Source organism: Vibrio sp. 2130-1 (assembly GCF_033339515.1).
In genome coordinates this window covers 187,118-213,145 of record NZ_JAWOUT010000005.1, presented here as the reverse complement: position 1 = coordinate 213,145, position 26,028 = coordinate 187,118, and the positions used below count along the sequence as shown (strand labels likewise).

Below are 26,028 nucleotides of genomic sequence, written 5' to 3'. Positions count from 1 at the left end.
CCGTTAAATAACGAGGCTTTTACTTATGACTTGATTATTCCACTACTCTTTCGATGAGCAGTTGAGGTTTAAAAGTACTAGCTCTCGAAGTGCTACAGAGAACTTAGCAAATTCGTGTACTGAGCCAACTTTGAACTCGTTTAAGATACTCTCCCAGCGGTGCAACGATTGCTCGTTAGTTTCAATCCAATCTTCTAACGCAGCCATCACGTCAAGCTCTTCGGTTGAGCAGCCACAAGTCAGTACCTGAGCGGTAAGTTGACGTTGTTGCCAGTCCAGATCTTCACGGAATGCCGCTCTTGCAAGTGCTTGCCAGTTGTTATCAACGGCTTGGCTATTAATTTGCTTCAAGAACCAATGCAACGATAAACGGTCACCCAAGTTAAAGTAGAGTTTCGATGCTTGCTCAACCGTTTTACCTGTTTCACTTGCTACTGATGAAATATCCAGTGCAGATTGTAAGCTTGATAAGCGGGCAACTTGGTGAGCGAGTTTCTCTTCAACCCCTTTCTCTATCCAACCTTGAGCCAACTCATTGTGTTCTTCAACTTCAGACTCAACTAACATAGTGTCTAGGGTTTCAGTGATAACATTGACATCTTGCTTGTAGATAGCAATCAACTCACCGACCGTGCATTTGCCGCTACGGTTACGAAGCAACCAGCGTGCAATTCGACGCAGTGCTCGGCGCACGTAAAACATAATTTCGTATTGAGCTTGCGCTGTCGCAACGTTATCAAGTTTGCGAGTTTGCTTGAGGATTTCTTCTAAATCAAAGATTTCTCTAGCCGCACTGTAAGCGTTGGCAATATCGACAACACTTGCACCAGTTTCTTCTTGCAAACGAGTAACGAAGTTACAGCCCATTTCATTAACCATCTGGTTAGCCAATGCTGTAGCGATAATTTCAGCTCGCAGTGGGTGATTAACCATTTGATCTTTATAGTTACGTCGTAACGCACTTGGGAAATATTCAACAAGTTGTTTTGCATGGAATTCATCATTTGCGATTTCATCCGTAACAAGTTGCTGTTTAAGTACCATTTTACCGTAGGCAACTAACACTGATAGCTCAGGGCGAGTCAGACCTAGTCCCTGTTTTTCACGCTCGATTAGCGTTTCATCATCAGGAATGTATTCGAGAGCACGATCCAAGTACCCTGCTTTCTCCATAGTGTGGATGAATCGAATTTGCTCCTTAACAATGCCAACACCTTGCTGTTCAGTAACAGAGATCGACTCCGACTGACGGTAAGCATCATCCAAGACAATTTCACCCACTTCGTCTTCCATAGACTCTAGAATTTGGTTACGTTGCTTAACCGTAAGATCGCCATTTGAAACCAGTCCATTGAGGAAGATCTTGATGTTGACTTCATTATCCGAACAGTCAACGCCACCTACGTTATCAACGAAGTCCGTGTTCACTCGACCGCCAGTTAGTGCGTATTCGATACGACCAAGCTGAGTCATACCCAAGTTACCACCTTCGCCAACCACTTTGGCTCTTAAGTCACGGCCGTCAATGCGCAGCATGTCGTTAGCACGGTCGCCAACATCTGTATGAGTTTCTGTCGATGATTTAACGTAAGTGCCGATACCACCATTCCAAAGCAGATCGACTTTCATTTTCAAGATCATCTTTATCAGATCGTTAGGCGCTAAAGATGCTTTCTTAGTACCTAACATTTTCTGAATTTCTGGCGTCAACTGGATCGATTTTGATCGACGAGAGAAGATGCCACCACCTTGAGAGATCAAGTCTTTGTTGTAATCTTCCCAGCTAGATCTTGGCAGATTAAACAAGCGGTTACGCTCTTCCCAGCTGCTGGCTGAATCTGGATTTGGATCAATAAAGATATGCATGTGGTTAAACGCAGCTTGCAATCGAATATGCTTCGATAACAGCATACCGTTACCGAACACGTCACCTGCCATATCACCTACACCGATTGCAGTAAAATCAGTGGTCTGACAGTTGATGCCCATTTCACGGAAGTGACGTTTAACAGATTCCCAACCACCTTTTGCGGTGATACCCATTGCTTTGTGATCGTAACCGTTTGAACCACCTGAAGCGAATGCGTCGCCTAGCCAGAAGTTGTATTCTGCAGAAACAGAGTTTGCCAAATCTGAGAAGGTTGCTGTGCCTTTATCGGCAGCCACTACTAGGTATGGGTCATCTTCATCGTGACGAACAACGTTTTGTGGTGGTACTACTTCTCCTTCAATGATGTTATCTGACACATCAAGCAATGCACGGATAAAGCGTTTGTAACAACGCTGACCTTCCGCAAAAATTTCATCACGCGTGGTGAGAGATGGCTGGCGTTTACAAACGAAGCCGCCTTTTGCACCCACAGGTACGATAACAGTGTTCTTAACCTGTTGCGCTTTCACTAAGCCAAGAATCTCCGTACGGAAGTCTTCTTGACGATCTGACCAACGCAAACCACCACGAGCCACTTTTCCACCACGAAGGTGAACACCTTCAATATCTGGTGCGTAAACAAAGATCTCGAATGCAGGTACAGGCTGCGGAATCTCAGGAATATCACTTGGCTTCATTTTCAAAGATAACCAAGGCTTAGGCTGCTTATTCTCGTCTACTTGGTAGTAGTTGGTACGAAGCGTCGCCATGATCATTTCGATATAACGACGAATAATACGATCATCATCCAAGCTCTCTACACGATCCAACTGCTCTGTTAGCTTTTTAATTAGATCGTTTTGGCCTTTCTCGCTGCCTTTGTGTTTCGGATCAAATCGCTTGGTGAACAGCTTGACTAGACCTGTCGCTAAGTCTGGGTAGTGGCTTAGCGTATCTTCGATGTACTGCTGACTGAATGGGAAGCCGACTTGGCGCATGTATCGTGCGTAAGCGCGAAGAATGGAAATCTCACGGCCAGATAAAGACGCACCTAATAACAATCGGTTGAAACCATCACTTTCAAGATTACCCGCCCAAATGGCAGCAAATGCTTGTTGGAAACGGTCACGAGCTTCACGAAGGTCAACGGTTTTCTCGCTCTTATGCAGCATAGAGAAGTCAAGAATCCAGAAAGTCTGCCCGTTGTTTTTCTCGATCTCATATGGCGATTCGCCAATCACACGCAAACCAAGGTTTTCCAACATCGGCATTACGTCAGAAAGGTGAATTGGTTCATCGCGATGGTATAACTTTAAGCGGACAGCTTTGGAATCTGCACCCTCTTCTTGAGGTCGGTAGAACAACATGCCAAGTTTATTATCATCACTTAACGCTTCTAAGCGCTCGATATCTGCAACCGCAGAACCTGGCATCATGTCCTCTTTGTATGAGCGAGGGAACGCACTCATATATTCTTTTGAAAGAGGAAGGCCTTTGCTTTCACCAAAGTTAGCAATGATGGATTCTTTTAGTCTGTCATCCCAAGAGGTAGAAACTTCCATTAGATTTTGCTCGATCTTTTTCACGTCTACGTCAATGTTGTTATTGTCTACACGAACAATGTAATGTGTTCTCGCTAGTGGGCTTTCTGAGAAGTACGTTGTAAATTCAACCTCTTGCTCGCAACCAAAGTACTGCTTAAGAATGCGTTGAGTTTGACGACGCAATTCTGTGTTGTAACGATCTTTAGTGACATAAACCATGCAACTGAAGAAACGACCAAATGGGTCTTTACGAACAAACAAACGCAGCAAGTCACGATCTTGCATTTGTACAACACCCATTCCCACCTCAAGCAGCTCTTCTTCATTAGCTTGAAGCAACTCGTCGCGTGGGTAGTTTTCTAAGATATTGTGCAATGCTTTGTATGAGTATGATCCGTGACGGTATCCACTTGCTTCAAGGATACGGTCAACTTTTTCACGGATCAAAGGAATACTTTGTACCGCTTGGTTGTAAACGGCGGAGGTATATAAACCAGTAAAGCGATGCTCACCTATTACTTTACCGTTTTCATCAAACTTCTTAATACCGATGTAATCAGTATAAGCTGGACGGTGGATACGAGATGCTTTGTTACCTTTGGTGATGATCAGAGCGTATGGTTTTTTCGCTTCTAATCGCGCTGAATCTGATAATTCAGAGAGCTTGACGCTACGCACGCGCTTGTCATCAGCAAACAGACCTAGTCCTTTTTCTTTAGCAGGAACAAGTTCGGTATCACCATTGACCTCTTTTAAGTCATAATCTTTATAACCCATAAAGGTAAAGTTATGATCTTCTAGCCAACGAAGAAATGCGATCGTTTCATCCATACGATCCGTTTGGATAGAAACACGATCTTTATTTTTCTCAAGTTCATCAGTAACAAACTTAAGCTTATCAACCATCTGCTTCCAGTCATCAACGACTAAGCGAGTATCAGATAGAATTCTTAACAGCTCTTCTTTAAGCGCTTGCATCTCGTCTTTACTAGTAAGGCGGTCTACCTCTATGTGGAAAAGTGATTGAAGAACACCACCCTCACCGTTTACGTCTGTAACTTGGCCTTTTTTATCACGCTGAATCTGTGTTGGGTTATTCAACATTAGGTGACAAACAAGATCCAAACGTGCTAAAGCCATTTTGACTGAGTCCACTAAGAATGGACTATCTGGAACAACAATTTCTACGATTGTGTGTGTGGATTGCCAGCCTTGACGACTTACGGTCGGGTTAAATACTCGAACCGAAATCTCTTCTGGTTTTTTTTCATTGATATGGTGCCAAAGGCTAACGACAGCACCATAAAGGTCGGATTCGTTTCGCTGAATTAGATCATCATCAGCAATGTTACTGAATAAGTGTTGAGCAAGTTTAGTTACAAGCGTTTGGTGAGAAAGCTCGAGTTTGTCTTGAATCAGTTGGTAAACCTTTTCAAGCAGAACCGGCACTACATTTTCACGCGCGGTCATATTCACACTCCACATTAGAATTGTTGTTTTGTAGGGGGACTTAGTAGCTAGGTTGTTACCTTAGAAACTAAGCATAGGTAATGCATGTGCCCATTGTAAAAGCATAATTACAAATGTTTAACAACTAATCGTAGTGGTAAGAGGTGAAATGTCCGATTCTGTGACTAAGATTCCTATTTAACTCTCTGCAAATACAATACATCACAGAGTTTCTAACTTAAGAAACTTATTATTTTGGTCAGTTGTTAGTCTAAACTGGCCTCTAACGCCCAATTGACTAAGAAATGGTCTAAATCTCGCGGCGGGTAACTGCAAACGCAAACCGTTGTGTGTGACAACTTGAACAACACTTGCCGCACCAGAATAATGAGATAAAAACGTTTGATATGAAATGTTGAGATTGAAGTAGTAATAGTTCATGAAGTGAAAACTAAGTGACATAAACAAATAAGGTGGTCTTAATGACCACCCTATTGTGTTGTTTACTATTCGTCTAGTGCTTTAGTCACTTTTTCGAATAGATCTTTAGCAAGATTATCCATTGCTTTGAGCTTTTCAAGTTCTGCACGAATCATTGCTTGGCGAGCTTCATCGTATTTACGGAACTTAAGCAAAGGATCAATCATTCGAGAAGCTACTTGTGGGTTCGAATCATTTAGTTGGCGAAGAATTTCACCGGCAAATTGGTAACCTACACCGGATTTATCATGGAAACGTACAGGGTTCGCACTTAAGAACGAGCCAATTAAGCTGCGCGTACGGTTCGGATTTTTCAAACTAAATGCTTCGTGGTTCATGGTTGCTTTTACTTTTTCAAGAGCATCCTCTGCAGGATTGCTACCTTGCAGTGCAAACCACTTATCCATAACCAAACCATCGTGCTTCCATTTATCGCTATAATCAGCCATAAGTGCTTCACGACACTCGAGCTGAGCGTTATTTGCGGCACTCATCGCAGCAATCGTATCTGTCATGTTATTTGCAGATGCGTACTGCGCGTTGACTAAATCATTACCTTTTTCCGTATATGCTAGGTACTGAAGGCAACGGTTACGTAAAGCACGCTTGCCAATAGCAGCATGGTCGATCGTATACTCTGTTTGCTTAAGCGTGTGATAAGTCGCACTTAGCTCATCTTCTAATTCCTTAGAAAGTGACACTGTAATGCTGTTTAGCACTTTGTCTACGGCATCGATATCAATTTGCTGGTACCAACCAGTAATCTCATTGATTGAAGGCATAGAGAAAACTTGAGCAATGAAAGCAGGCTCAAGCGTTTCATCCAACAGCACACCGCGGAAAGCATCTATCACACCTTCAGAAAGCGATACTTCTTGTCCCGCTTGAACGTTTTTCACATTCTGACGAATGTATTTAGCCAATAGCATTTGGCTAGCGTCCCATCGAGCAAAATCGTTCGTTGCGTGCTTCATCAAGAAGACTAACTCGTCATCGCTGTAATCGTATTCTAATTTGACTGGTGCCGAGAATTCACGCAACAAAGATGGCACTGGCTGTTCTTCGACATTTTCAAATACGAACGTTTGCTTATCTTGTTTAATATCCAGCACGTTATTAACTGATTCACCGTTAATCACCAGTGGGATAACTCGACCTTTCGAATCATACAACTCGATATCGAACGGAATATGCAGCGCTTGTTTTTCTGCTTGGTCTTGCGTCTGCTCCGTAAATTGCTCTACCGTTAGTGCGTAAGTTTTTGCATCAGCGTTGTATTCGCTATTTACGCGCAGCGTTGGTGTACCCGATTGGCTGTACCACAGACGGAACTGTTTTAAATCAACACCGGTGGCATCTTCCATTGCAGAAACAAAGTCTTCACACGTCGCGGCGGTACCATCGTGACGTTCAAAATAAAGTTTCATTCCTTTTTGGAAGCCCTCTTCGCCAAGGAGTGTATGGTACATACGAATAACTTCGCTGCCCTTTTCATACACCGTTAGCGTGTAGAAGTTATTCATCTCAATGACTTTGTCAGGACGAATCGGGTGAGACATTGGGCTTGCATCTTCCGCAAATTGAGGACCACGAATAATACGTACGTTATCAATACGGTTATCAGCACGAGAGCCTAAGTCAGAAGAGAATTCTTGGTCTCGGAATACGGTTAAGCCTTCTTTTAGACTTAGTTGGAACCAGTCACGACAAGTGACACGGTTGCCAGTCCAGTTGTGGAAGTACTCATGACCGATCACAGCTTCGATGCCTAAATAATCACGATCTGTCGCAGTTTGATCGTTCGCCAGCACATATTTTGAGTTAAAAATGTTCAAGCCTTTGTTTTCCATTGCACCCATGTTGAAGAAATCAACAGCAACGATCATGTAAATATCCAGATCGTATTCTAGGCCAAAGCGTTCCTCATCCCACTTCATCGAGTTGATCAGCGATGTCATCGCATGGCCTGCACGATCTAAGTTACCTTTATCAACAAAGATTTCTAAATCAACACTGCGACCTGACATCGTTGTATATTTGTCACGCAATACATCAAAGTCGCCTGCAACAAGGGCGAACAAGTAAGCTGGTTTTGGATGCGGATCCTGCCATTGAACCCAGTGACGACCGTTCTCTGCATCGCCTTCTGCAATTCGGTTACCATTGCTCAGCAAATATGGGTAAGCAGCTTTATCTGCGATCACTTTTGTTGTGTATTTTGCTAGAACATCCGGACGGTCTAGATAGTACGTGATACGGCGAAAGCCCTCAGCCTCACACTGAGTACAAAATGCACCGCCTGATTTGTACAAACCTTCGAGTGCTGTATTCGCTTCAGGATCAATTTTGGTGACGATTTCAAGTTCAAACTCGGATGGAAGATCGGTCAGTACCAGCGATGACTCCTTCACCTCGTGATGAGCCCAATCCTCACCATTTACTTTTACAGCGCGTAGCTCAAGCCCTTCGCCATCGAGTTCTAGCGTTGTTGTATCGCCTTTTTGAGCAACTTTTGATACCGCCGTAACGATTGTGTCATTGTCATATAGATCAAAAGTAAGATCGATATCAGTAATCACATGAGATGGCTCTTTATAATCTTTACGATATTTGGCCAGGGGAGCTTGAGACATGAGCATAAATCCTTGTATGTCGAACAACAAAAATACCAGACTGCATGATCAAAAATGCAGTTCTGGTATCACTATATAAGCTATTTGTAGGGGTTGTGGTATCAGAATACAAGTCTTTCCATCAAAAAACGGAGCTTTTAGTGCTCTAGCTCCGTTTTTTGATTAACATTTAAACAACATTAATGACTTACCGTACGCACGTGTAATTTGGCGCATGTTAAAGGCATCATGGCGTAACTCTATTGAGTACGGCGTACATATCACCATTGGAATCTTCGATCGTTAGCTCATTCTTGTTGAGCTTATACGTGGTTCCATGCTCGCCATTTTCATACAACAGAACCAAAAACTCATCTTCTGTGTAAAACACACCTTGTTTGATGGACTCATCCCCTTCTTCGTTCGAAACCCTAAACATGAACACGAAATCAGGTTGAAGTATCAAATCCATCTGATTAATGTTGTTTGCCACAAGACCGTCACCAGATACGTGAGAGCTAGACCAAATACCTGCAAGTGAATTAGATAATCCTTTAGTGAACGTTACACCATTAAGATCAAGCGTATTATGGTTGTTGCGATAGGCATAAATTTGAGGCTCGTCGGTGTTTAAACCAAGAACGATTGTGTCTTCATTTGCGTTATACAGCCCTTCCCAATGGTCAACGGAATAGTCCTTCTTTTGAATATCAATAGAAAAGCTGTAGTCAGAACCTAATGAGAGTTTGATCGCACGAAAGTTTTCAGCCGACTCTTCGGGGTTTGGGTTCATCAAATACCAGTCTCCGATGAGAAACGGCGTGTCAAAGTGACTTAATTCATCTTCTCTGGTGTTTTCTCCACCAAGCACACTAAAGCAGCAAAAGCTAAGTAAAATAAAGAACCACTTCATATCGGCATCCTTATCGTTTTCTTTTAGCTTAGCCAGTAGTCCTCACTTTCGCGAAATTTTAGATGTAGATCACGTAAATTATTGGGGGAAAATAAGCGAATATCTTGCTCGATATCGAGACAGCGGAAGACAAAAAGGCATAAAAAAAGAGTGAATCTGAAAGACTCACTCTTTTTATTCTAAATTGCCAGTTATTATGACTGATTTTCCTGCTTAAGTAGATCGACCATAATCGCGACAGACTCATCTAAATAAACATCAGGAGCCTCGTAGTCTTTTGGTATGTCATCCAATGTTTTGAATGCTTTTTTACCCAAAGCAACTTGACGTTCATTTATGCGTTGTAATCGAAGGGCTTCCGCTTTATCCGATTCAGCTTTACGAACTTTCTCGTTCAAAGACAAAGTATTATCGTCTTTTTCTTTACGATATTTCTCGATGTCTTCATTGATAAAGCGGAACTCCATCTCATCAGAAATACGCTTGTTATGAAGAGCAGTAAGTTTTTCAACTAAGGCGTCGTTACTTGGAAACGTTTGATATTGTGCTTTATCAATCTGATCCCAAGGTAAAGCATTGTCTTCAACACTTTCACCTGTTTCAGAAGCCTCAATTGGCGTTGGGTACGAAATATCTGGTGCAACACCGCGATTTTGCGTACTTCCACCGTCAATACGATAAAACTTCTGAATCGTGTACTGAACATAACCTAGCTCTTTATCGAAAAGATCGTAAATATGATTCAGTGAACGATGTTGCTGAACTGTACCTTTACCGAAAGAGTTTTCACCTAAGATGATTGCACGATTATAATCTTGCATTGCCGCTGCAAAAATTTCAGATGCTGAAGCACTGTAGCGGTTAATCAACACCGTCAATGGGCCATCATAGCTCACTTTTCCATCGGTATCGGCATTCACCTTGATGCGGCCATAGCTGTCACGAACTTGAACTACAGGACCTTCTTTAATGAATAAACCTGTCAATGCCGTCGCTTCTGTTAGCGCACCACCACCATTGTTACGTAGATCAACGATTACGCCGTCAACGTTTTTGGTTTTCAACTCAGCTAGTAATTTATCGGTGTCTTTCGATAAGCCGACGTAGAAACTTGGTACTTCTAAAATACCAATCTTCTTACCGTCTTTTTCGATGATTTCTGACTTAACCGCACGATCTTCTAAGCGAACTTTGTCACGAACAATTGTGACAATGTAACTCTTCGCATCGTTACCTTCTGGCAAGATCTGTAGATTAACCTTTGTGCCTTTAGGGCCTTTAATCAACTGAACAACATCATCCAGACGCCAACCGATCACGTCGACAATTTCTTCACCGTCTTGTCCAACACCAGTGATTCGGTCCCCTTCACCAAGTTGCTTACTCTTCGACGCCGGACCGCCAACAACAAGTGAACGAATTACTGTGTAATCGTCTGTCATTTGCAAAACGGCACCGATGCCTTCTAGAGAAAGGTTCATTTCCGATTGGAATTGCTCGGCATTACGTGGAGAAAGGTAGCTTGTATGAGGGTCAACCTGTCGCGCGAAGGCATTCATATATAACTGAAATGCGTCTTCATTGTTGGTCTGTGTGATGCGCTTCATCGCGTTGTTATAACGCTTCTCTAAAACTTCTTTAATCTCTGGCCACTCTTTGCCAGTCAGTTTCAGATTTAACGCGTCATATTTCACACGCTTGCGCCACAACTCGTTGAGCTCTGCTTCGTCTTTTGGCCATGCGGCTTCAGAGCGGTCTAACTCTATCTCGTCATCGGTATCAAACTTGATCTCTTCATCGAGTAGAGTTAACGCATAAGCAAAACGGTCGAAGCGCTTCTGCATTGAGAGGTTGTAAACATCAAAAGCAATTTGGTTGTTGCCCGATTTAAGCTGATCATCAAGCTCGACTGACCAATTTTTAAATGAATCGATGTCTGCTTGAGTGAAAATATTTCTATTGTAATCAAGCAACTCTATATAGCGTTCAAAGATCGCTTTAGAGAAATCATCATTGAGGCTGAAGTGCTTATAATGAGAGCGGGTAAATCGCGAGGTGACTCGTTTGCTAGCTGTTTCATGCTGAACTTCAGGAGAAAGAACCGGCAGGTCATCTTTATGTAGTTTGGCTTCAAGAGCCTGAGCTGATGCTGCTAGCCATAAGCTAGCAGCAATCAGGGTCACTTTTGAACGGCAATTCATGCGTAGGAGTATCTCCTTTATGCGCGCAAGTGCTCCGCTTTCACAACCATTTGTAGGCCGTTAGCAAGTTGAACACGTACATCATCCTTATTGATTTCAACAATGGTCGCTGCCATGTTTCCTTTGCCCATGTTCACGTTAACTGCGTTACCTACTGTGATTTCATCAGCATTTAGAGCGCGCGTTTCTACAGGCTTAGTTGGTTTTTGTACTTTTGGTTTATTAGTACGACGAGGCTGTTGAGGCTTTTTAGCCGCAGGTTTCGCTTTCGCCTTACCCTCTTCACGAGCTTTTTGTGCTTGTTCTTTACGACGAGCCTGAACTTTCGCCTTGCTTTCTGCAAGTGTCGCTTTCGCGTGTTCAACGTGCTCTTCTTCTAGCTCACCACAAGGGTTGCCATCTAGGTCTACACGTACTGCACCTGGTTTTACACCGTGTAGGTAACGCCATGATGAAGTGTACTGTCTTAACGCTGCACGAAGCTGTGTTTTGCTTACTTTTTCGTCTTCATTTAGACGTTCCGCAAGATCTTGAAAAATACCAATTTTCAGAGGTTTTGCTTCACCTTCTAAAGTAAAGCACTTAGGGAAACATTCAGCAATATATGCAATAACTTCTTTGCTGTTTTTTAACTTTTCAGTCATGAGGGGTCCTGATTTGAGCGGATTTCCGCGAGCATTAAGAAAAAATATTCTCGTATTATAGTGACATGCCAAGGAAAAACCACACTCGAAGGCTAATTTATGCGTCGTTCGCGTGTGAATTAAGCAGCTTTTCTACTTCAACCATGAAATGAGTGAGACCTTCTTCGTCTGTTTCATTAAATCGGCCAATACTTGGACTATCAATATCAAGTACACCAACCACCTTTCCATTAATAGAAAATGGAATCACAATTTCTGAATTGCTCGCTGCATCGCACGCAATATGCCCCTCAAATTCGTGAACGTCGTATACTCTTTGTATAGTATTAGTTTGTGCAGCAGTACCGCAGACGCCTCGACCCATTGGGATACGAACACAAGCTGGTTTTCCTTGGAACGGACCAAGAACAAGCTCTTCACCTTTTGTTAGGTAAAAGCCTGCCCAGTTAAGATCGTCAAGTTCCATGAAAAGCAATGAGCTCAAGTTTGCTAGGTTCGCAATAAAGTCTGGTTCAGACTCAATTAGAGCAACAGCTTGTTTGGTTAGTCTTTGGTATTGTTCTAAGTTCATATTAACTTCCTACTTACTATAAAAGCTTCCATTCTCAATGTATGGCGCTAAAATGCAGCCCTACTTTATAATAGGACTTATTCTCAATTACAATGCTTCTGAAAAATGACACTATTAGCCGTTCTTGGTTGATAACACAAGTAAAAAAGCACAAGTCCAAGCTGATCATAGCGAACTTGATAGCGGTGCTTGCAACCTTGATTAGTGTTCCAATTCCTCTCCTCATGCCTTTGATGGTTGATGAGGTCTTATTGGACCAACCTGCAAAAGGCTTAGATACCATGAATGCCATTCTCCCTGAAGCGTGGCACACTCCGACAGGCTATATTTTCTTCACCCTGTTCTTGGTTGTTCTTATGCGAGCTGCGAGCCAAGGATTAAATATCCTTCAAAGCCGACAATTTACGCTTGTTTCAAAAACCATCACGTTTGAGATGCGCAGTAAAATGATCGACAAACTCGGCCGTATCAGCATCCGACAATACGAAACCAAAGGTAGCGGAGGAATCAACGCACACCTTATCACTGACATTGAGACCATTGATAAATTTATTGGTTCTACGTTAGCAAAATTCGTTATCAGTTTTCTGACTGTTATTGGTACTGCTATCGTTCTACTTTGGCTCGATTGGCGACTTGGTCTGTTTATCCTGTTAGTTAACCCTATTGTCATTTACTTCTCACGTAAACTAGGCAGTATGGTTAAACATCTGAAACGGAAGGAAAATCATTCTTTTGAAATTTTCCAAAACCGTTTAGTTGAAACATTAGATGGAATCTACCAACTACGCGCGGCCAATAAAGAGCGAGAATTTCTCCAGCAACTCAAAGACAGTGCGAACCAAGTTCGCGTTGATGCAGACAAGTATGCTTGGCAATCTGAAGCGGCTGGTCGCGTTTCTTTTCTTCTCTTTTTGATCGGCTTTGAATTATTCAGAGCTGTCGCAATGTTAATGGTCATGTTCAGTGACCTTACTATTGGCCAAATATTTGCCGTTTTTGGTTACCTATGGTTCATGCTTTCTCCTGTTCAAGAGTTGCTTGGGATTCAGTTTTCTTGGTACAGCGCTAAAGCCGCATTAAAACGCATCAACGACTTATTAGAGTTAGAAGAAGAGCAGAGACCGGTTCCTAAGGTAAATCCTTTCAAAGAAGGTAGAGAAGTTGATGTTAAAGTAGAAAACATTAATTTCTCTTACAATAATGAAAACAAAGTCCTAGATAATCTTTCTTTACATATGCCGGCAGGAAAGAAAGTGGCGTTGGTTGGTGCAAGCGGCGGTGGTAAGTCAACCTTGATACAATTACTTATTGGGGTTTACCGTCAAAACTCCGGTAGCATTCGCTTTAATGATGAATTAACAGAAGATATTGGTTTTGAAGTAATTCGCGACAAAATTGCCGTGGTATTACAGCAACCTATACTATTTAACGATACCTTGAGGCATAATCTAACGCTTGGTGGGAATTTTGACGAAATGTCACTTTGGCGTGCGCTTGAAGTGGCTCAGCTGCATGATGTAATTTCTCAACTTAACCACGGCTTGGATACTCAAGTTGGTCGTAATGGCATTCGTTTGTCAGGAGGTCAACGACAACGGCTTGCCATTGCTAGAATGGTGCTGAGTAATCCTCAATTTGTTATTTTAGACGAAGCCACGTCTGCGCTAGATACCGCTACTGAAGCGGCTTTACACAAAGCACTGACCGAGTTCTTACGTGGTAGAACAACATTAATCGTTGCGCACCGACTATCCGCTGTGAAACAAGCCGATTTGATCTACGTGCTTGAAGATGGGAAAGTGACGCAAACAGGTACTCATGGTGAGTTAGTTGAGCAAGAAGGCTTATATCAAACCTTATATGGGGGCATACAGTCCCACGCTTAAATCGTTCAAGCTAGAGAGGTCGTTATGACCTCTCTGTCTAAGCACGCCATGCAACCCAATAACGTACGTTTGTGCCAAGGTTGTGAATTGCCTGTCGACATCGTCGACTTACCCCATGGCAAAAATGCACACTGCCCTCGTTGTGGTACACAATTATATCGCGGAGGTAGCCCTAGCCTCTCTGGTAATCTAGCCGTCGCGATAACCTGTATCCTACTATTTATTCCATCGCACTTTTTTAACTTTATTAGCATCCGACTCTTTGGTGTGATGATTCCGGCAACCCTGCCTTCAGGGATGATCACATTGATGGAAGAAGGATTTGTTCTTCTTTCATTGCTCATTCTATTTTGTAGCTCTCTAGCGCCACTGACGGTTTGTGTTTCAGTGGTAACGGCGCATATTTCTTTACATCAACGATGGTTCCGTGGGCTTCGTATCTCACTGTGGCTAATTCAACATTTGAAGCATTGGGTTATGTTGGATGTGTTCTTAGTTAGCATCGCCATTTCCTGTTTTAAACTCCAAGATTATTCCGACATTTTCGTCGGCCCAGGGTTAATTGGTCTGGTTCTTTTGCAGATATTTACCGTTTTGTTAGTTTCAAGAATCAGCGTGCGTCGTTATTGGGAAGCTTGGAAACCAGAAAGTTTATATGCTTTTGAGCATAAAGATGTGCATTGCCATGAATGCCACTTGTCCCAGCCTGAAGGTGACCATTGCCAGCGTTGTCATCACGAGTTATATCATCGCAAGCCAAACTCCATTCAGAAAACATGGGCTTACCTCATCGCAGCAACGGTCGCCATCTTCCCCGCTAACCTGATCCCTATTTCCATCTTGCTTACCAATGGTAAGCGTTTGGAGGACACTATTTTTTCAGGCGTGGCTGGTTTGGTAAAAAGCGGCATGTATGGAATCGCTGCGATCATTTTTGTTGCCAGTATCGTTGTCCCGGTGATTAAAATACTTGGGCTCGCCTACATCATGCTTTGCATCCAATTCAAACGTTCGGTGTTTAAGAGACAACGAATGATGGTTTACTTTGTTGTTAAATGGATCGGTAAATGGTCTGTGATGGATTTGTTTGTTATTTCTATCATGATGACGTTAGTCGATCGTGGTCAGATACTGGATTTCACACCAGGATATGGCGCGGTAGCATTTGGTGTTGTCGTTGTATTGACCATGCTTGCAGCAGAAAGTATTGATCCAAGGCTAATCTGGGACCAAACAAGCCCAAAACAATCAGAAAAAGAGTCAATGAATGAGTGATCAGAACAGTTCTCAAACGTCATACGTACCAGATGTAAAGCGGAGTAAAGGCATATCTCCTCTTTGGCTGTTGCCAATTTTGACCATGGTCTTAGCTGGCTGGCTTGTTGTGAAGTCGATACACGATGCAGGACAACGAGTGCAAATCTATTTTTCTGATGCCGCTGGTCTTGTAGCCGGCCGAACCACTATCCGTTACCAAGGATTAGAAGTCGGCATGGTAAGAGACATTAACCTCACCGAAGATCTCGGCAGTATTTATGTCGATGCTGATATCTATCCTGAAGCTGCAAAGTTACTGAACGATAAAACACGCTTTTGGTTAGTAAAACCAACAGCTAGCCTAACAGGAGTTTCCGGACTGGATGCGCTCGTCTCAGGTAACTACATCTCGATTCAACCCGGAGATGGTCAAGAGTTTGAGACAACATTCCATGCGTTAGACTCTGCCCCAACAGATTTACGCGTTTCTCAAGGTTTGAATATTAAGCTCAAAAGCCGTGATTTAGGTGGTGTATCGGTTGGCTCTCAAATTGTTTATAAGAAAATCCCAATCGGTGAAGTGTACAGTTACCAGCTAGATGAAGATGCAAAATCTATCACTATTCAAGCCAACATTCAGGATCAATACCGACATATCATTAACAACCGCAGTCGATTCTGGAACGTCAGTGGAATTGGTGCCAGCATCGGTTTTGAAGGTGTCGATGTAAGACTAGAAAGCATGAGTGCCTTACTAGGTGGCGCCATCGCCGTCGACTCTCCGGATGATGGTGAACCTGTAGAAGAGAACACCGAGTTCCGTTTGTATAAAGATTTGAAAACTGCTGGTCGAGGCATCGCGGTTAAAATCGTCCTACCTGATGACAGCAAGATCAGCGGAGAAGGCGCTCCAATTATGTATCGCGGAATCGAAATTGGCCAAGTTACGGACTTGAGCCTTTCCGAAGGCCGAGAAGTGATATTGGCGTCAGCGGCAATTCAACCCGCTTTTAGTGACATGCTGACGACAGGTACTCGATTTGTCTTAGAAGAAGCAAAGGTGTCCCTTTCTGGTGTTGAAAACATTGCTAATTTAGTGCGAGGAAACTTCTTAACGATCGTGCCGGGCGCGGGTGAACGCTCTCGCCGCTTTACTGCCATTCGTAAAAACGTGTTTAACCAACAGCAAGAAAAGTCCATCGCGATTCGTTTGGTATCCGACAATTCGTTTGGCCTAGATAGCGGTGCCAATGTACTTTATAAAGGCATCGTTGTTGGTTCAATCATCAAAGTGGGCCTAGTTAAGGAAGATAAAAAATCACAACACGAAGTATTTATGGATGTATTGATTGACCATGAATATAAACATCTGATCAAATCAAACAATCGTTTTTATGTAACCGGCAGTGCATCAGCAGAGTTAACTGAATCGGGGCTCAGCGTTACCGTTCCTCCAGCAAAGCAGTTGTTAACGGGGTCAATTAGTTTTGTGAGCGAAGGCAAGCAAGATATTCAAAAAGAGTATCAACTGTTCCAAAATGAATCATTGGCTGAATTGGCGCAGTACAATCAAAGTGGCTCTAGGGCGCTAACACTATTTGCTTCTGAATTGCCGCCGATTTCCAAAGGCAGTCCTCTACTCTATCGTAATCTTCCAGTTGGTAACGTCTCCGATTTCCAACTAGTTGATGGCGGAGTACTAATTAAGGCTACTATCGAAAACCGCTTCGCTTATCTTGTAACGCCAAAAACCGTTTTTTGGAATCGTTCAGGGATTGAGATAGATGCATCATTAGCTGGCGTCAGTGTGAAAGCACACCCTTTGAAGTCGTTAATCGAAGGTGGCATCGCTTTTGACTCCGTGCCAGGCGTTGAAAACAAAATCGGAGAAAACTGGAAGCTGTATTCTGATCAAAAAACCGCTCGCAAGTTTGGGCGCGTCATTACTTTAGAAACCGACGGTTCGCAAGAGATTGCTAAAGGAATGCCGATTGAATATCAAGGTGTTAAAGTTGGTGAAATCACTCTGGTTGTACCGAATTTTCGTCGTAACATGGTTGAAGTCACTGCAAGGGTCCTACCTGAATACGTAGAAAACATTGCGGTTGAAGGTTCACATTTTTGGCTAACTGAACCAGAAATTGGTTTAGGTGGCGTTAAAAACCTCGGAGCGTTGGTGTCGAAATCCATCAGTGTTGAACCAGGTAAAGGTAAAGCCAAATTTGATTTTCAGTTAGAAAATAGTTCAGAACGCGTGCATGGAATCATGTTTACGTTACAAAGTGAACAAAGAGGCTCAGTACAAGTCGGTACCCCTATTCTTTACCGCCAGATGGAAGTTGGCCAAGTGACCGACGTAAGCCTAGGAGAATTTGCTGATCGCATCGTCACAACTATCAAAATACAGCCTGAATATGCTTACCTCGTTCGTCAAAACAGTGTGTTCTGGAATGTTTCAGGAGTAGATGTTTCCATCGGGCTTACCGGCGCTAACATCAAAGCGGGAACCTTTGATAGTTTAGTTCGCGGAGGAATTGCGTTTTCAACGCCAGAGCAATCGACTATTCCACCAGCGGCAAAGAGTGGGCAATCTTTCTTTTTGTATCCACAAGCTGAAGAAGGTTGGACTCAATGGCGTACAGCGATTCCTAAGCCGTAGAATAAAGCTCAATTCACGTACAATTGAAGTTTGATCACTTTAAAAGAGTAGCAATCGCTGCTCTTTTTTATTGCTCGGCCCTTGTCACTATTCGTTTCTGCTTCGCTTTCGTATATTATTTGCCACAAATTCTGCAAACGAGATCCCACATTGCATCCTAATGTTTACATCCCAGACGCGTTTCTGGAAAAAATCCAAACTATCCTTCCTGCTCACCTCAACATGGAAGACTTTATCGCGTCGTGCCAAAAGCCACTGCGCAAAAGTATTCGAGTTAATACGTTGAAGATCAGTGTTGAAGCGTTTCTAGAACGAGCAGAAGCAAAAGGCTGGAAGCTTTCTCCCGTGCCTTGGTGTGACACAGGTTTTTGGATTGAAGCGGATGAGTCAGTTGTACCATTAGGCAACACAGCAGAACACATGTCTGGCTTATTCTACATTCAAGAAGCCAGTTCTATGATGCCGGTATCTGCTCTGTTTATGAATGATGAATCTTACGATACCGTGTTAGACACCGCAGCCGCTCCCGGCTCAAAAACCACTCAAATTGCAGCTTTAATGAACAACAAAGGTGTACTTGTGGCCAATGAATACGCCGCAAGTCGTGTAAAAGTACTGCACGCTAATGTAGAACGTTGTGGGGTACGTAACGCCGCACTAAGTAACTTCGATGGGCGCGTTTTTGGCGGTTGGCTACCAGAACAATTTGATGCGGTTTTGCTCGACGCGCCTTGCTCTGGAGAAGGCACCGTTCGCAAAGACGAAGATGCGATGAAAAACTGGACGCAAGCTTCCGTACTCGACATCGCTGACACGCAGAAAGATCTTATTGAAAGCGCCTTCCATGCATTAAAGCCCGGTGGTGTGATGGTTTACTCAACATGTACGCTCAGTACAGAAGAAAACCAACAAGTTTGTCATCACTTGAAAGAAACCTTTGGGGATGCTGTAGAGTTTGAAAGCCTTGAGAACTTGTTTGAAAACGCAGAGGCAGCTCTAACTGAAGAAGGCTTTTTGCATATTTTCCCGCAGGTCTACGACTGTGAAGGGTTCTTTGTTGCAAGAATTCGCAAACTGGCTGCTGTTGAGGCGCCAGAAGTCAAAAAGCGCATGGGGAAATTCCCCTTTGCTAAAACTTCAAAAAAAGAATCGACAGAAATTGCTCAACAACTCCAAAGCGCGTTAGGTATTAAACTTCCAAATGACAGTTCTGTATGGCTTCGCGATAAAGATGTCTGGCTGTTCCCTAATGCTTTAGAAGCGATGATCGGCGAATTACGCTTCTCCCGTATGGGTATAAAGATCGCGGAAGCCCATAAAAATGGCTACCGTTGGCAACACCAAGTCGCGACTGCCCTGGCGACAGGTTCTGAAAGCAACGCCATTGAACTCAGTATTGAAGAAGCGCGCGAATGGTACATGGGGCGTGATGTTCGCCCACAAACCATTCCTGAGGGAATGAAAACAGGTAAAGGCGAAGTGCTTGTCACCTATCAAGGCGCAGTTATTGGCCTTGGCAAGTGGGTAAGCAACCGAATAAAGAATGGCCTCCCTCGCGAATTAGTACGAGATAAGAACTTATTTTAAAAGACGTAACGAACCATAAATAAATGAAAAGCCATCGTATTTGCGATGGCTTTTTAATTCGTAAGTATGAAAGCAAGTGGGCTCGCTAGCGATCCGGACACGCTGTACTAAACTAGTTGTATCAAAGTAATGCTTTGATGTGGCATTTCTCTCTATGTTAACCAACAAAATTATTGTTGGACAAGTTTAGCGCAGGCTCTGCGGAGTCGTTTCCCCTAGGCCCAAAAAAAGGAAAAGTTTGGGCCGTTTTTTTGGCTGTAGATCCGCTATACGTGAGTTTGGACTACGCTAGACGAATACCGTCTTTCTCAATGACAATTTTACCCTGCTTGTATAAGCCACCGATGGTCTTTTTATAAGTCCCTTTACTTGTGCGGAAAGCATCAAAAATCGCTTCAGGAGACGACTTGTCATTCAAAGGCAAAAATCCGCCTTTCTTCTCTAGCAGGTCAAGGATCTTACTAGAAAGATCGTCCATTTTCGCCACACCGACTTTTTGTAGAGCAAGGTCGATTTTGCCATCTTCACGAATGTGCTTAATAAAGCCTTTCAGCTTTTTACCGATGTAAAGCTTACCAAAAACATCCGATGGGAAAATCATGCCCCAATGCTTACCGTTAACGATAGCTTTATAACCAAGTTGACTACGCTCTGCGATGATCAAATCAACTTGTTCGTTAACTTCATAATTCGCTGGAGTTTTATCTAACCATTTATTGAACTTAGTCGTACCAACAATGCGACCTGACGCTTTGTCGGTATAAACATACACTAAAATGGTTTGTCCGGCAGAGAAGCGAGTGCGTTGCTCACTAAAAGGAATCAGTAAGTCCTTTTCTTTGATGCCCCAATTTACAAAAGCACCTGTCGCGTTCACACCCTCAATCTTCATTAAACCCCATTCACCCACTTGGGCAATTGGTCTTTCAATGGTCGCAGCAAGTTGGCTTTCTGAATCGAAGTACAGAAATACGTCTACATGCTCACCAATTTCAGTACCCTCTGGTACATACTTACTAGGTAGTAGAACAGAACCGTAATCATCGCCATCCAGAAATACGCCAAAATCAGCCTTTTTAATGACTTCTAAGCTGTTAATTTGACCAATTTTAATCATTGATTTTGTCTCTTTTTAAATTTACGTGGAATTATACCTAAACTAACAAGAAAATCAGAGAGAAAAGCATAGTGCTCTGTTATGCTGTTGTCGTTCAGCTATATGCCCCAGTCACTCTTTTAGCACTCTTATACTTACCTGCTCAACGGAACGCATAAGTTAAGAATGCTTTAGCAAAGTCAGGAGCTTTCTTTGGTCACCGTCGATAAACAAGACTCAATAACATTAAAAATCAGTCATGCACTCGCAAAGAGCAAAAGTGTCGACCTAGATATTTACTTTTTTATACCTGGTGAGCTTGGTTTAAACGCCGATATCATCAGTGAATCCGAATTTTATTACACCTCAATCACACAGCAACGATCTTATTACAGTACTGAAATCCTTCTTCCGCTAGTACACAGTCGACTTGCCAAACGTGGACGCCTGTCGAATCAGCAATACCGAGTAAGTTTGAGTTTGTTCGCTTACCAATACGTTATCGCGCTAGACAAAGCGGTAGCAAGTTTAAACAAGCATGAGAACAACTCGGTAACGGAAGATGAAGTGGACGAAGTTATCGAGCTCACGCTTGAGATCTTAAAGCGCTTGCGGCGTTCTATTCCTTATGAAGAGAACTTAAAACGCTACTACGTTAACATCGATAACTATCTGTCTTGGTATACCGAGCAAAAGTTCCTGTCACTGGTGGCTCATCTCCCACGTGAAGGCGACTATGGCACGATCAAGAAGCGCCTGATCACGCTATGTGAGAAAGAGCAAGCCCATCGTAAACTCAACAAATACAACTCATCAAGAGTCGTTGAAGACGTTACTCGCCTATCTAACAAAATGCGCTTGCTAAGGCGATTGATTGAACACCCTATCGTACTTCGTGAAGAAACCATATCGATGGGTAACAACATTAAGCGCGCTATCAAAGGTATTGCAACCGGTTTAGTGATGGTTGTCGTGACCTCGACCGTGATTCTCGCTCGCGATTATCTGGGGGAAATTTCTGCCTCATTCATTATCGCGATGTCTTTTATTTACGCTTTACGAGAAATCTTTAAAGATGATTTACGCGATGCCATGTGGCGATGGATCCGTAAAGGCAAACCAAAATGGCGTAAGAAGTACGTTGATCCAACGACGAAAAAAGTGGTTGGCAAAAAATTGGAGTGGCTCGATTATCGTACCTTAAGTAGCTTGCCGGATAAGATTCAAAGAATACGTAAAAAACGCGTCGTTCAACGTGAAGAGCAGATTCTTCATTATCACGAGAAAACCGAAATGGCGACCTCTCTTTTCTTGAGTGGTTACGAACAAACGAGAGAAACATTGAACATCAGTTTGCGCCCTATCATCCGCTTGATGGATAAAAGCTCAAACCGAGTTTACCGTTTAAATGAAGGTCAAGTAACCAAAGAGTCAGTAGAGAAACGTCATTTGCTCAATGTGATTGTCAAAGAGGACAACCACACCGATGAGCCTGTTTATTACCGCTGGAAAGTGGTCTTAAATCGCTCCAAAATCGTCTCTATCGAGAAGATTGAACTCAATTAAGCCAACGCCTTTAAACAAACGAGCCACAAACCACTAGGCAGCCTCTTTTCTTTGTTGGGCTGCTTTTTTTATCGAAAGAGTAAGCGAGAATTCAGCCATTGGCTCGTCACCATGTAAGTTAGGACACAGCGCGACAATTTTTACGTCACGATTTACTCGTTCACCTGTTGCCAAGGTGTGCTCGAGCATCTCATCAATGACATGACCATCGTTACAAACAAAGTGCACATCGGCTTCCGGGCGCTTTAAAAACTCGGCTTTCACACCTTTAAATGCTAGCGAGATCGCTTCTCCCTTTTCTTGCGCTTTACTCATAGCAAGAAAACCACCAGCAACATCAGCGCCAACGGCTAAAGCGCCGAAATACATGCTATTCAGGTGGTTCTTCGTTCTTCTGCGCAATGGGATACGAACCTCAACATGCTTGCTATCTATCGCAATGATTTTAGGGTGGCAAAGCCAAATCAGCGGCACTTTCGAAAAGCCAAACAGATTTAGATACAAATTCGCACGACGTAGAGCTGATAACATTTTGGTCTCCTTACCAATCTAGTCAGACCAGTTAATCAACGAAAGAAATAGATGTCAAAGAAATGTTAACAAAAGCTCGATCTCACGAGTTATTTAACCCTCACAAAGTGACGGCGTCACCCGTAAGGTATGAAGTTTATCGCAGTTACTTAGATTACCTTACAGCGAGATAGATAAAATGGTTATAAATTCAAATGTATATATATTGATTTAATGATCAAGTTTTGTCATTTATACATAAGTCATTTAAATGAATACCTACACCTTTGTATACAATTCGGTATTTCCTGGCGAAGATTCCCGTGAAACGGTTTATTCCTGCCTGTAATTCCGTTATCTTTACCCCTTCGCAATAGAGAATAAAGCTATAACATGCCTATAAAAACAGATGAATTGAGAACCCAGCCTTTGGGTCCAATGCCTACCCCAGCAGAGCTAGGTAGTGTACATCCTATTACGGATGACGTTGCAGACCGTATCGCTCAATCTCGTCGTCAGATTGAAAACATTTTATCGGGTGAAGACGATCGCCTTCTTGCGATTGTAGGTCCGTGTTCTGTTCACGACACTGAAGCTGCCATTGATTACGCCACTCGCCTGAGTGAAATCCAAGACAAGTACAAAGACGAACTGTTTATCGTGATGCGTACTTACTTTGAAAAGCCTCGTACAGTAGTTGGTTGGAAAGGTTTGATTACGGACCCTAACCTAGATGGTTCTTACGCACTTGAAGCTGGTCTTCATAAAGCTCGTAAACTACTACTGGATATCAACAAGCTTGGTCTTGCGACTGCTACTGAGTTTCTTGATATGATCACTGGCCAATACATCGCGGATTTGATCACTTGGGGCGCGATTGGTGCTCGCACAACAGAATCACAAATTCACCGTGAAATGGCGTCGGCACTATCTTGCCCAGTTGGTTTCAAAAATGGCACAAATGGCAACGTAAAAATTGCAATTGATGCAATTCGCGCATCGAAAGCATCGCATTACTTCTACTCGCCAGATAAGAACGGCCGAATGACGGTTTACCGCACAAGTGGTAACCCTTATGGTCATATTATTCTGCGCGGTGGAGAAAAAGGCCCTAACTTTGATGAAGCATCAGTCAAACAAGCATGTGATGCTTTAGCTGAGTTTGGATTGCCACAACGTTTGGTTGTGGATTTCAGCCATGCAAACTGTCAGAAGCAACACAGAAAACAAATCGACGTAGCTCAGGACATTTGTAACCAAATTAAGTCAGGCAGCACTCGTATTGCGGGTATCATGGCTGAAAGCTTTATTCTTGAAGGCAATCAGCCAATGACTGACATCAATAACCTAACGTATGGTCAGTCTATTACAGATCCATGCCTAGGTTGGGAAGATACTGCTACAATGCTAGATATGCTGGCAAGCGCTGTTAAGTCCCGAAAGTCCCTATAACAAAATAATCAAGGAATCTTCATGCCATCGTTTGATATTGTTTCTGAAATCGATACGGTTGAACTACGTAACGCCGTTGATAACGCTAACCGTGAATTGTCTACTCGTTTCGATTTCCGCAACGTAAATGCGAGCTTTGAGCTAGTAGAAGAAAACGTAAAAATGTCTGCGGAAGGTGACTTCCAACTTAAGCAAATGCGCGACATTTTACGCGGCCACTTAGCGAAGCGTAACATTGACGCGAACGCAATGGATGCACAAGACCCAGACGTTACTGGTAAAAACTGGCACCAAACTCTGCTTTTCCGCCAAGGTATTGATACTCCAACGGCGAAAAAAGTAGTGAAACTTATCAAAGACGCAAAGTTAAAAGTACAAGCTTCTATTCAAGGCGACAAAGTACGTGTTACTGGTAAGAAACGCGACGACCTGCAAGCGACAATGGCAGCGATTCGTGAAGCAGAGATGGGTATCCCATTCCAGTTTAACAACTTCCGTGATTAATCAATCTGAGAAGTAAATAAAAACGCCAGCGCATAATCCGCTGGCGTTTTTTATTGGCTTTAGTGTAACGAACTACGTATCCACTTTAGCATTTGGCATTGCTAGATAACTAAGTCCTGCCCTTGCAGCAATACGAATTCGCTCGTTCCTTGTGGTATGAACACGCAAATTCGAAGCTTTTCAGCTTTAGCCTTGGCCAGCATATCCGAAAGCTCAGCTGCGCTCGAGAAATCTTCTCTTTCTGCATCTCTTCGTATTAGTTCTAACACATTCGCTTCACATCGAGTTGAGTACAGAGCCAGCTCCGCTTGTTGCATATAGCGTACGGCTTTTATTGGCAACATCTCAACATCTTTCCCAACATGAACCCAAGTACAACTTCCCTTTTCATCTAAAGGTGTTGCCATGGTCGCTTGGTAAATTGCTTCTAACTCACGATTATCTCGCGCGTTTTCCACCTCGGGATTCGAGAAGAATTGCTCCCAAAACTTGCGGCGTAAATCGACACTAGGCAGCGCCTCTTTAATTGAGTTTCGCTTTGAGTTAGCAAAATCCGCCATCAACCCCATGTTTTGTGGCAGTATCGATTCAAGCTTTTCACGGATGTTTCGAATTAAAACTGGCGAAGCTCCACCACTAGAGATAGCGATTTGGATGCGGCCACGATTAATCATTGACGGCGTGATGAAATCACAATAAGGCTTATCATCCACAACGTTAACCAAGATGCCTAGCTCTTTGGCATCTTTGTACACTTGGTGATTTAGCTCAGGATTGTCTGTCGTCGCCCACACTTGAACAAAGTTTTTAGTGACAATGTCACTCGAATAGAAACGTTGTACCCAGCGCAGTTGATGCTCAGAAGCAAGCTTAGACAGAAAATCAACCAACGTCGGAGAAACGATAGTCACATCCGCCCCAGCCTTTAGCAACGCTTCCACCTTTCGGCTTGCCACCTCACCGCCACCCACGACGAGAACGGGTTTATTAATTAAATCTAAGAACAGAGGAAAATATCGCATTTCAATCCATGATTACTCTAATTAGCTGTTGTAGACCATGCTACCAAAAATGGGGCAAGCTCATCACCCTGTTTCGGTATCACAAATAATTTTTGTTTGAATTTTTACTGAACTTCACCTTGCTCAGCTAATGACAGTTTTAATAACAACTTTTTATTCTTTTGTATTGTTCACTCTTCTATTGATTGTTCTGATGCACCAA

17 protein-coding genes are annotated in these 26,028 nt (G+C 43.0%); 7 read left to right on the top strand and 10 right to left on the bottom strand.

All coding sequences use genetic code 11. From position 1 onward, the window contains the following. Window positions 1-42: 42 nt before the first annotated feature. The 7 genes from R7Q09_RS09520 to R7Q09_RS09490 all read right to left on the bottom strand — a co-directional run bounded on the left by R7Q09_RS09520 (window position 43) and on the right by R7Q09_RS09490 (window position 12,284). Window positions 43-4,884: an NAD-glutamate dehydrogenase gene (locus R7Q09_RS09520; protein WP_005377441.1), complete on the bottom strand. Its 4,842-nt coding sequence runs from the start codon at window positions 4,882-4,884 to the stop codon at window positions 43-45. A 201-nt stretch (window positions 4,885-5,085) separates the two neighbouring features. Beyond that, the gene (locus R7Q09_RS09515; protein ID WP_005377440.1) at window positions 5,086-5,304 is read right to left on the bottom strand and encodes a DUF2835 domain-containing protein; all 219 of its coding nucleotides are present in this window, start codon (window positions 5,302-5,304) and stop codon (window positions 5,086-5,088) included. A gap of 65 nt (window positions 5,305-5,369) precedes the next feature. Continuing rightward, window positions 5,370-7,976, bottom strand: coding sequence for an aminopeptidase N (pepN, locus tag R7Q09_RS09510; protein ID WP_318070749.1), 2,607 nt, complete (start codon window positions 7,974-7,976; stop codon window positions 5,370-5,372). A gap of 226 nt (window positions 7,977-8,202) precedes the next feature. Continuing rightward, window positions 8,203-8,868 carry a hypothetical protein gene (locus R7Q09_RS09505; protein ID WP_182016347.1) on the bottom strand — a complete coding sequence of 222 codons (666 nt, stop codon included), beginning with the start codon at window positions 8,866-8,868 and terminating at the stop codon, window positions 8,203-8,205. A gap of 194 nt (window positions 8,869-9,062) precedes the next feature. Beyond that, the gene (gene prc, locus R7Q09_RS09500; protein WP_318070750.1) at window positions 9,063-11,069 is read right to left on the bottom strand and encodes a carboxy terminal-processing peptidase; all 2,007 of its coding nucleotides are present in this window, start codon (window positions 11,067-11,069) and stop codon (window positions 9,063-9,065) included. A gap of 17 nt (window positions 11,070-11,086) precedes the next feature. Beyond that, window positions 11,087-11,713 (bottom strand): RNA chaperone ProQ, encoded by a 627-nt coding sequence (gene proQ / locus R7Q09_RS09495; protein WP_005377435.1) that lies wholly within the window; start codon window positions 11,711-11,713, stop codon window positions 11,087-11,089. Between the two features lie 97 nt (window positions 11,714-11,810). Next, window positions 11,811-12,284: a GAF domain-containing protein gene (locus R7Q09_RS09490; protein ID WP_005377433.1), complete on the bottom strand. Its 474-nt coding sequence runs from the start codon at window positions 12,282-12,284 to the stop codon at window positions 11,811-11,813. A gap of 92 nt (window positions 12,285-12,376) precedes the next feature. On the opposite strand from R7Q09_RS09490, the gene R7Q09_RS09485 reads away from it, so the two are divergent. The 4 genes from R7Q09_RS09485 (at window position 12,377) to rsmF (ending at window position 19,676) form a co-directional block, all read left to right on the top strand. Continuing rightward, window positions 12,377-14,173 carry an ABC transporter ATP-binding protein gene (locus R7Q09_RS09485; protein WP_318070751.1) on the top strand — a complete coding sequence of 599 codons (1,797 nt, stop codon included), beginning with the start codon at window positions 12,377-12,379 and terminating at the stop codon, window positions 14,171-14,173. Window positions 14,174-14,197: 24 nt separating this feature from the next. Next, window positions 14,198-15,448 carry a paraquat-inducible protein A gene (locus R7Q09_RS09480; protein WP_005377429.1) on the top strand — a complete coding sequence of 417 codons (1,251 nt, stop codon included), beginning with the start codon at window positions 14,198-14,200 and terminating at the stop codon, window positions 15,446-15,448. Next, window positions 15,441-18,089, top strand: coding sequence for a PqiB family protein (locus R7Q09_RS09475; protein WP_151514806.1), 2,649 nt, complete (start codon window positions 15,441-15,443; stop codon window positions 18,087-18,089). The genes R7Q09_RS09480 and R7Q09_RS09475 overlap by 8 nt, the downstream gene beginning before the upstream one ends. A 150-nt stretch (window positions 18,090-18,239) precedes the next feature. After that, window positions 18,240-19,676, top strand: a complete 1,437-nt coding sequence (rsmF, locus tag R7Q09_RS09470) for a 16S rRNA (cytosine(1407)-C(5))-methyltransferase RsmF (protein WP_151514807.1) — start codon at window positions 18,240-18,242, stop codon at window positions 19,674-19,676. Between the two features lie 283 nt (window positions 19,677-19,959). Here rsmF and R7Q09_RS09465 read toward each other — a convergent pair whose 3' ends face one another. Beyond that, entirely contained in the window at window positions 19,960-20,793 is an 834-nt protein-coding gene (locus R7Q09_RS09465) for a S1 RNA-binding domain-containing protein (RefSeq protein WP_017633794.1), read from the bottom strand. Window positions 20,794-20,985: 192 nt separating this feature from the next. On the opposite strand from R7Q09_RS09465, the gene R7Q09_RS09460 reads away from it, so the two are divergent. Beyond that, a complete protein-coding gene (locus tag R7Q09_RS09460) occupies window positions 20,986-22,338 on the top strand; it encodes a hypothetical protein (RefSeq protein ID WP_005377421.1) in 1,353 nt (450 codons plus the stop codon). A 33-nt stretch (window positions 22,339-22,371) separates the two neighbouring features. Here R7Q09_RS09460 and R7Q09_RS09455 read toward each other — a convergent pair whose 3' ends face one another. Beyond that, window positions 22,372-22,869 (bottom strand): DUF4442 domain-containing protein, encoded by a 498-nt coding sequence (locus R7Q09_RS09455; protein ID WP_005377418.1) that lies wholly within the window; start codon window positions 22,867-22,869, stop codon window positions 22,372-22,374. A 372-nt stretch (window positions 22,870-23,241) separates the two neighbouring features. Here R7Q09_RS09455 and R7Q09_RS09450 point away from each other — a divergent pair, with 372 nt between their 5' ends. Further along, a complete protein-coding gene (locus R7Q09_RS09450) occupies window positions 23,242-24,300 on the top strand; it encodes a 3-deoxy-7-phosphoheptulonate synthase (RefSeq protein WP_005390197.1) in 1,059 nt (352 codons plus the stop codon). 21 nt (window positions 24,301-24,321) lie between these two features. Further along, the gene (locus R7Q09_RS09445; RefSeq protein ID WP_005377415.1) at window positions 24,322-24,804 is read left to right on the top strand and encodes a YajQ family cyclic di-GMP-binding protein; all 483 of its coding nucleotides are present in this window, start codon (window positions 24,322-24,324) and stop codon (window positions 24,802-24,804) included. Window positions 24,805-24,905: 101 nt separating this feature from the next. On the opposite strand, the gene R7Q09_RS09440 is transcribed toward R7Q09_RS09445, so the two are convergent. Next, on the bottom strand, window positions 24,906-25,826 hold the full coding sequence (locus tag R7Q09_RS09440) for a bifunctional precorrin-2 dehydrogenase/sirohydrochlorin ferrochelatase (RefSeq protein ID WP_258641781.1): 921 nt from the start codon (window positions 25,824-25,826) through the stop codon (window positions 24,906-24,908). Between the last annotated feature and the right edge of the window lie 202 nt (window positions 25,827-26,028).